General features: G+C 64.5%; 7 protein-coding genes. 5 read left to right on the forward strand and 2 right to left on the reverse strand.

What is annotated here, in order from left to right; genetic code table 11:
• The first annotated feature begins 55 nt into the window (after positions 1-55).
• Both A7X12_RS11245 and A7X12_RS11250 read left to right on the forward strand, forming a co-directional pair.
• Positions 56-817 (forward strand): alpha/beta hydrolase, encoded by a 762-nt coding sequence (locus tag A7X12_RS11245; RefSeq protein ID WP_084445359.1) that lies wholly within the window; start codon positions 56-58, stop codon positions 815-817.
• 204 nt (positions 818-1,021) lie between these two features.
• Entirely contained in the window at positions 1,022-1,930 is a 909-nt protein-coding gene (locus A7X12_RS11250) for an MBL fold metallo-hydrolase (protein ID WP_064311706.1), read from the forward strand.
• 186 nt (positions 1,931-2,116) lie between these two features.
• Here A7X12_RS11250 and A7X12_RS11255 read toward each other — a convergent pair whose 3' ends face one another.
• Positions 2,117-3,418: a hypothetical protein gene (locus A7X12_RS11255; RefSeq protein ID WP_064311707.1), complete on the reverse strand. Its 1,302-nt coding sequence runs from the start codon at positions 3,416-3,418 to the stop codon at positions 2,117-2,119.
• Positions 3,419-4,165: 747 nt separating this feature from the next.
• On the opposite strand from A7X12_RS11255, the gene A7X12_RS11260 reads away from it, so the two are divergent.
• From A7X12_RS11260 to A7X12_RS11270, 3 genes are all read left to right on the forward strand, one after another.
• Complete coding sequence (locus A7X12_RS11260; RefSeq protein WP_084445361.1) at positions 4,166-5,074, forward strand: ArdC family protein; 909 nt, start codon at positions 4,166-4,168, stop codon at positions 5,072-5,074.
• Positions 5,071-5,280 (forward strand): hypothetical protein, encoded by a 210-nt coding sequence (locus A7X12_RS11265; protein ID WP_064311708.1) that lies wholly within the window; start codon positions 5,071-5,073, stop codon positions 5,278-5,280. The genes A7X12_RS11260 and A7X12_RS11265 overlap by 4 nt, the downstream gene beginning before the upstream one ends.
• Positions 5,281-5,351: 71 nt before the next feature.
• Complete coding sequence (locus tag A7X12_RS11270) at positions 5,352-6,275, forward strand: HEPN domain-containing protein (protein WP_064311709.1); 924 nt, start codon at positions 5,352-5,354, stop codon at positions 6,273-6,275.
• Between the two features lies 1 nt (position 6,276).
• On the opposite strand, the gene A7X12_RS11275 is transcribed toward A7X12_RS11270, so the two are convergent.
• On the reverse strand, positions 6,277-6,747 hold a 471-nt coding region (locus A7X12_RS11275; RefSeq protein ID WP_232318467.1), incomplete at its 5' end, for a hypothetical protein.

Below are 6,747 nucleotides of genomic sequence, written 5' to 3' on the forward strand. Positions count from 1 at the left end.
CTTTCACGAGCCCCCGGCGGCGAGCGCGTACCCCGATCAACCTGGAGTGACGTCGATGAAACATCTTATTGCAGGAGTGCTCCTCGCTATGGCCACAACCGTTTCCGCCACCGCCCACCCGAACGCGCCGAACAAGCCCGTCTCGATCGTGCTGGTGCATGGCGCGTTCGTCGATGCCTCGGGCTGGAAACCGGTCTACGACATTCTGACCAAGGACGGCTATGAGGTGCTGGTCGTCCAGAACCCGACCGTCACGCTCGACGGGGACGTCGCGGCCACCCGCCAGGTGATCGCGAAGGCGAGCAAGCCGGTCGTGCTGGTCGGCCACAGCTATGGCGGCGCGGTCATCACCGAAGCGGGCGCAGATCCCAAGGTGAAGAGCCTCGCCTATATCGCGGCGCTTGCGCCCGATGCCGGGGAATCGGTGTTCGAGCTGGCGACCCGGCCGGTGCCGGGCGAATCCGGTCCGCCGCTACTGCCGCCGGAAGACGGGTTCATCCTCGTCGACCCGGTCAAGTTCCCGACGGCCTTCGCGGCGGACGTCGACATTTCCATCACGGGCTTCATGGCAGTGTCGCAGGTCCCCTGGGGCTTGGCTGCCGTGCAGACCAAGCTGAATACGGCGGCGTGGCACGACAAGCCGGTCCGCTGGATGCTGACGACGCAGGACCATATGGTCTCGCCGACCACCCAGCGCTTCATGGCGACCCGCGCCAAGGCCAAGCTGACCGAGATCAACAGCAGCCACGCCGTCATGCTGTCCCACCCCAAGGATGTCGCCGCCTTCATCGAGGCCGCCGCAGCCGCGGCCAACTAGGCCGATGGCCCGGGGGCGGCATACCGACGTCTCCCTCGGAGATTGCCGAGATGGGGTTTGAGGAACCCATCTCAGCCAGGAGGAGGCGCTGCCATGCCCATGCATCGTACGGGCCGTTCCGCCTGCGGCGCGGCCAGCTCCGCGTGCGACTTAAAGGCTGACTCGCCAGATGGTTGATCCAATGTAGTTGAGGGAGATGGTAGAATGGCCAATGCATCCGACACACCCGATGCACTTAACCGTCGCCAGGCGATTACACTGGCCAGCGCCACGCTATTTGCCTCCGCGCTGTTCGCTGCACCCTTGTCGATCCGTGGTGCCATCGCGCGCCCGGCCTCCAGCGCCAGCCTTACACAGGTCCGCAATGCCACCCTGCGCATCGATTATGGCGGCATCCGCTTCCTCGTCGACCCGGTGCTGGCGGACAAGGACGCCTATCCCGGCTTCGAAGGGACGGCAAACAGCCAGAGGCGCAACCCGCTCGTGCCGCTGCCCATACCGCTTGCTTCGATCCTCGACGTCGATGCGGTGATCGTCACGCACCTGCATCCCGATCATTGGGACGAGGCGGCGAAGGCCAAGCTGAACAAGGCGCTGCCGATTTTCGCGCAGAACGCCAGCGATGCCGCCCAACTCCATGCGTCAGGCTTCGCAGATGTCCGTATTCTGACCGAGAACACCGAGTTCCGAGGCGTGCGCTTGAGCCGCACGGGCGGCCAGCACGGCACCGACGCCGACCTGAAGGCATTGCCGCAGATCCTCGGGCCTGTCAGCGGCTTCGTCATGCGTCACCCGGCGCACAAGACGCTGTACGTCGCCGGCGACACGATCTGGAACCGCGAAGTCGAGCGCGCCATCGCCACTTACGCGCCCGACGTCATCATCCTGAACGCTGGCATGGCGACCGTGATCGGACTGGATCCGATCATCATGGGGCCGACGGACGTTCTTGCGGTGCATCGTGCCGCGCCGAACGCGATGCTGATCGCCAGCCACATGGAGGGCGTGAACCACTGTATCCTCAGCCGCGCCGATCTTCGTGCCTTCTCCAAGCGAGACGGGTATGCGCAGCGCCTGCTCATCCCCGCAGACGGGGAAACCTTGCCGATCTAAAGAGCCACGGCTCATCTAGTCGGACCGGTTCACGGTGATCGAAGCGTTTCTGCTCGCGAGGCAGCTTTTTATGGAAGCTGTCTTTCAAATGCATCTGGTCGAGCGTCGTAAGTTGGTCGGATGCTGCCTCCCTGGCTGGCCTCATGTTCAGCCGACTCCAGAGCACGGCTTCCGCCAATCGGCCGCTCAAAGTTTGCTTCGCGTTCGCTGCCGCACGGTATCGGCGGAGTCGGCATGTAGCGGCTGGTATATCTCGGCAGGCGCCTTCCATTCTCGAAGGAGATCGAGGGGATCCTGATGACCGATCAGGTTTCGGGCAAGGCTGACCCGCTCCAACACGTTCGTTCGGGCTTCGCTGGGGAGTGTTGCTGCGCGCTGTTCGGCCTGAGAGAAGAACTGCTCGATCTCCATCACTCTCGACCATCGCTGGATAGCGCTTTGTAGAGTTGCCAGGCTTTCCTCGTATGATTTGGCGATGTTGCGTTCGTCCTCGCGGCGGCGGCATTTCTCCTGTTCCTCTAACCATGCGCGGTGTCGAAGCTCGGCCCGGCGCGCGGCTTCCTCTGCCATATCCAAAAGCTGGCGCTTTTGCGCCAGCACGGCTTTGACGATGGTTTCGGGGGATAGCGATGCTGTCTGATCCTCCGATTCCTGCCAGCTTTGCGACCAGTCGATGCCCGAGTCTGCAGCATAGGCGACGATACGGAGCCGACCCGACGGCACATCCTCGAATGTTGTCCAGCCGGAGACGTGGGACCGCTCCAGGCGTGCGGCAAGCTCGGCGCTGTCTCGGACGAAGGCGTTGTTCGTATAGCGCATTTTTACGTGCTCGGTCATTTCGAGAACGATGAGGCCGATGCTCACCCCGTCTGTCTGGACGAGTGTGGGTCGATCTGGCCGCCATGGTTGCGGATACGGGTCGTACTGCCGTCCCTTTATTGGTGCCTCTCTCGGGTCGATCTGCAGGCGGCGGGCGGCAGAATTGAGCCCGCTGAGGACCACGTGGTGACCAGCCTCTTCGAAGGCATTGTACAGGGCATTCGCCAGCAGCAGCCCACGATCGAGCGCTGCGGAGGAGGTGCGCAGGTCGGGCAGGGCGCGTTTGTACGGTCGGAGGAAGCCATCATCCCTGGCCGGGCGGCTATTCAAGAATTGTGCCTTCGTGCCGCGCAGGAGCGTGTGCATCGCCGGAGGCGTGGTGCCGGTTACTGCCTTTTTCCGAGGTGCGCGGGCTGCGGGTCGTGGCTTTGGGAGGGGCATGCCGTCGCCGGTCCATGTGGTGGGCTGTCCTTCCGCTGCTGCGGGTAGCGGTGGGACAGGATCGGCCTTGCCGAGCTCGAGGCGTGTCCAGTGGCCCTGCGCCGGCCTTGGTACGCCCAGCGCGGTGCAGATCTGTACCAGCTTGCCGTAGGAGATGCCCAGTTGCGCCGAGACCTTGGTCATCGGCATCGCCCAGATAAGGCGGTAGAGGTCCTCACGCGTGACCATGTGTCGCTCCGTTGCGATTTAACCTGCGCTTTCGGCAGTGCTGTGGTGGTCCTAGCGCCTTGGCGAGACGGATTTGAATGAGGGCGGGCCGATTGTTGTTCAGCCGCGCCATTTGATCGACGGGCGGCTTGGTGGACCATTCTGGGCGTCTCATGCTTGCTGCATGATTGCGCTCGCACGCCGCTCACGCGGCGCCGAGTCGGCGTGGCCGTCTCGGCCCTTTCGGGTTTTGATCGCTGACGCAGGGCCGATCCTGTGGATCGGCGGCCGGCAGGTGCCGGCAGCGGAACGCGGGTGCGGTGCGCGCGCTGGCGCACGCCTGCGGCGACACCAGGGCGCGCGGGTTGTTGGTGCCCGCGTGGCACACTTGCCCGGCGGGAGGCACGGGCGGCGGCTGGCGCACGTGCTGGCGCGCGCACGCCGCCCGCGCGAGGCCCGCCCGGTTGCAAGGGTGCGGTTCTTGGTCCGGGCCCCGGTGGCGCCCGGCAGCGCGGTTGCGCTGACAGGATGGTCGCCGCGCGGATGCGCGGCGGCGTTGGTGCGCCGGCACGCGGGAAAGGGCGGGGGGAGCGTCGCTCGCCTCTAGTCCTGCCGCGGCATGCCGCAAGCCGGGCGGTGCCCGGCTCCTCCACTCCGTTACGGCCCTGCGGGTGCGGCCTGCCTCTGACGGCAGGACTGCCGGTTCGCTCCTGCCGCTCCCCCCGCCCTTCCGGCGCCGGTTGCGGTGTTTTGGAAGGAGAAGGGACCATGGGTGTCGGACACGAGAACCGGGCGAGCCTCTATGTCGAGGTGACGGGACAAGTGATTGCCGAACTGGAACAGGGACGGCTGCCCTGGGTGCAGCCTTGGGATGCTGCGGCGTGTGGCTGTGCAATGCCGGCCAATGCCGTGACCGGACGACGCTATTCGGGGATCAATGTGCTGATTCTTTGGGCGGCGGTGATCGAGGGGCGGTATGGCTCGCAGCGTTGGCTGACCTTTCGACAGGCGCAGGCGGCCGGGGGCAACGTGCGGCGCGGCGAGCGCGGGACGACGATCTGCTATGCGGATCGCTTCACGCCAAAGGACGAAGCCGAACGGGCACGCGACGAGGACCGCGAGGCGCGGCAGCTGGCGTTTCTCAAGCGGTTCACCGTATTCAATGTCGACCAGTGCGAGGGATTGCCCGATCGGCTGACGGTGGTGGCGCAGGGCGAGCCCGTGGCAGAAGCCGACCGCATTCCGGCCGCGCATGCGCTGATGGAAGCATGCGGGGCAGATATCCGGATCGGGGGTGGCGAAGCCTATTACAGCCCAGGCGGCGACTATGTCGCGGTGCCGCCGCAGCTGGCATTCTACAACCGGATCAACTGGTATCGCACCGTGCTGCACGAACTTGGGCACTGGACCGGGCATGGCTCGCGGCTGGCTCGCGACCAGTCCGGCGCATTCGGCAGCGCGGCCTATGCCCGCGAGGAGCTGGTTGCCGAAATGGCAAGCGCGTTCACCTGCGCGTCTCTGGCGATCCGGCCGACCGTTCGGCACGCCGATTATATCGGCAGCTGGCTGGCAGTGCTGCGCGAGGATGAAAGGGCGATCTTCCGCGCGGCGAGCGCTGCCAGCAAGGCGGCTGATTACCTGCTTGGGTTCACCTCGGACGAGGAGGCGGGGCTATGATGCGCTGGCTTCGCCTGCGGCGGATGCGCCGCGCTTTTCGTGCCCTTTTTGAACGGGACCGGGCGATCTTCGGATCGGTGCGGTTCGATGAATTGGACTACATCGAAACGGCCGAACTGCATGGCTGCACGGTGGACGAGGTGACGAAAACCGTTGCCCGCGTGCTGATAGCGCTCGGTCGTGCAGAGCGAGGCGAACAGCCATGAGCGATGCGACACCACGCCCGGCGACACCGGGCGAGGTGTACGCCGCCGCATCAGCGCGTTAGGATTGATCCATGAGGACCAGCCTCGACCATCTGCCACCAGCGAAGCAGCGCGAGCTGGAGCGTGTCGTCCAGATCCTGTTCGAGGAGTTTGGCGACGCGATTGCCATTGCCACCTCGGACTGGAAGAAACAGGCGCGCATCCTCAAGGTCATCCTCTACGGCAGCTATGCGCGCGGCGGCTGGGTCGACGAGCCCCACACTGCCAAGGGCTATCAGTCGGACTTCGACCTGCTGGTCATCGTCAACCACGACAAGCTCACCGATCGCGTCGAATGTTGGGCCACTGCCGAGGACCGGCTCAACCGCGAATTGGCGATCACCAAAACGCTGCGCACGCCGGTCAATTTCATCGTCCACACGCTGCGGGAGGTGAATGACGGGCTCGCACATGGCCGCTATTTTTTCATGGATGTCGCCCGAGACGGCATCGCGCTGTACCAGAGCAACGACACCGAACTTCACCAGCCCAAGCCGAAAACGCCCAAGCAGGCGCTTGCCATGGCGCAGGAGTATTACAGCGAGTGGTACCCGTCTGCGATGCGCGCACACATCAATTTCGAGGATGATCTAAAGCGGGGGTGGCTGAAAGAATCGGCCTTCATGCTTCATCAGGCTACGGAACGCCTTTACCACTGCGTATTGCTGGTCTGCACCTTCTACACGCCGCACGTGCATAATCTGGGCTTTCTGCGGACCCAGGCAGAGCGCATCGATCCACGCCTTGTCGATGCCTGGCCGCGTGACCAGCGCACCGATCGTGCCCGCTTCGAGAAGCTCAAAGAGGCCTATGTGAAGGCGCGCTATTCGAAGCACTACCGCATCAGCGAGGAAGAACTAGCGTGGCTCGGCGAGCGTGTCGAGGCACTTGGTCAGGCGGTGCAGGTGATCTGCGAAGAGCGGATCGCGGCACTGGAACGCAGCGCCGCCGCTTAATCTAGGCGGCGATTTTCCCGGCGTCGATGAACGATAATTCGCGCTGCATCTGCGGCGCTTCGCTGCGTTTGGCGCAGCGCATGTCGCGGGCAATCGCGACGCTGATCCACTCGATTTTCCACGCCAGATCGAGCACGTCGCCGCGCTCCGCGCGGCTGATTGTAGCGATACCGGCGCCCTCGACGATCACCGAAAATCGGCATTCGTCGACCCAATTATCGAAGCGTCCCTGCACCAGCGTGCCGTCCGAGATCGCGATGGCGAAGCCCTCGTCGAGCGCCCGTGCGGACAGGCGAATCTCGTCCTCGACGTCACCGGAAAGCTTCAGCCGGCCGTTCTCCAGTGGTTCGATTCTGATCGACATATCTGCTCCTCCCTGGCGACTCGGAAAGGCTACGATGGTAGAACGTAAAGGGAACATGTGGAAGGTTGGTGGGGATCGGAGGGGAGGTATCCGTCCGGCGGATGCACG

This window comes from Sphingomonas sp. TDK1 (assembly GCF_001650735.1).
GTDB lineage: Bacteria > Pseudomonadota > Alphaproteobacteria > Sphingomonadales > Sphingomonadaceae > Sphingomonas.

Coding starts and splice junctions, on each gene's coding strand:
- A7X12_RS11260 (WP_084445361.1), top strand. CDS start 4,166: ATGGGTGTCGGACACGAGAACCGGGCGAGCCTCTATGTCGAGGTGACG.
- A7X12_RS11245 (WP_084445359.1), top strand. CDS start 56: ATGAAACATCTTATTGCAGGAGTGCTCCTCGCTATGGCCACAACCGTT.
- A7X12_RS11265 (WP_064311708.1), top strand. CDS start 5,071: ATGATGCGCTGGCTTCGCCTGCGGCGGATGCGCCGCGCTTTTCGTGCC.
- A7X12_RS11250 (WP_064311706.1), top strand. CDS start 1,022: ATGGCCAATGCATCCGACACACCCGATGCACTTAACCGTCGCCAGGCG.
- A7X12_RS11270 (WP_064311709.1), top strand. CDS start 5,352: ATGAGGACCAGCCTCGACCATCTGCCACCAGCGAAGCAGCGCGAGCTG.
- A7X12_RS11255 (WP_064311707.1), bottom strand. CDS start 3,418: ATGGTCACGCGTGAGGACCTCTACCGCCTTATCTGGGCGATGCCGATG.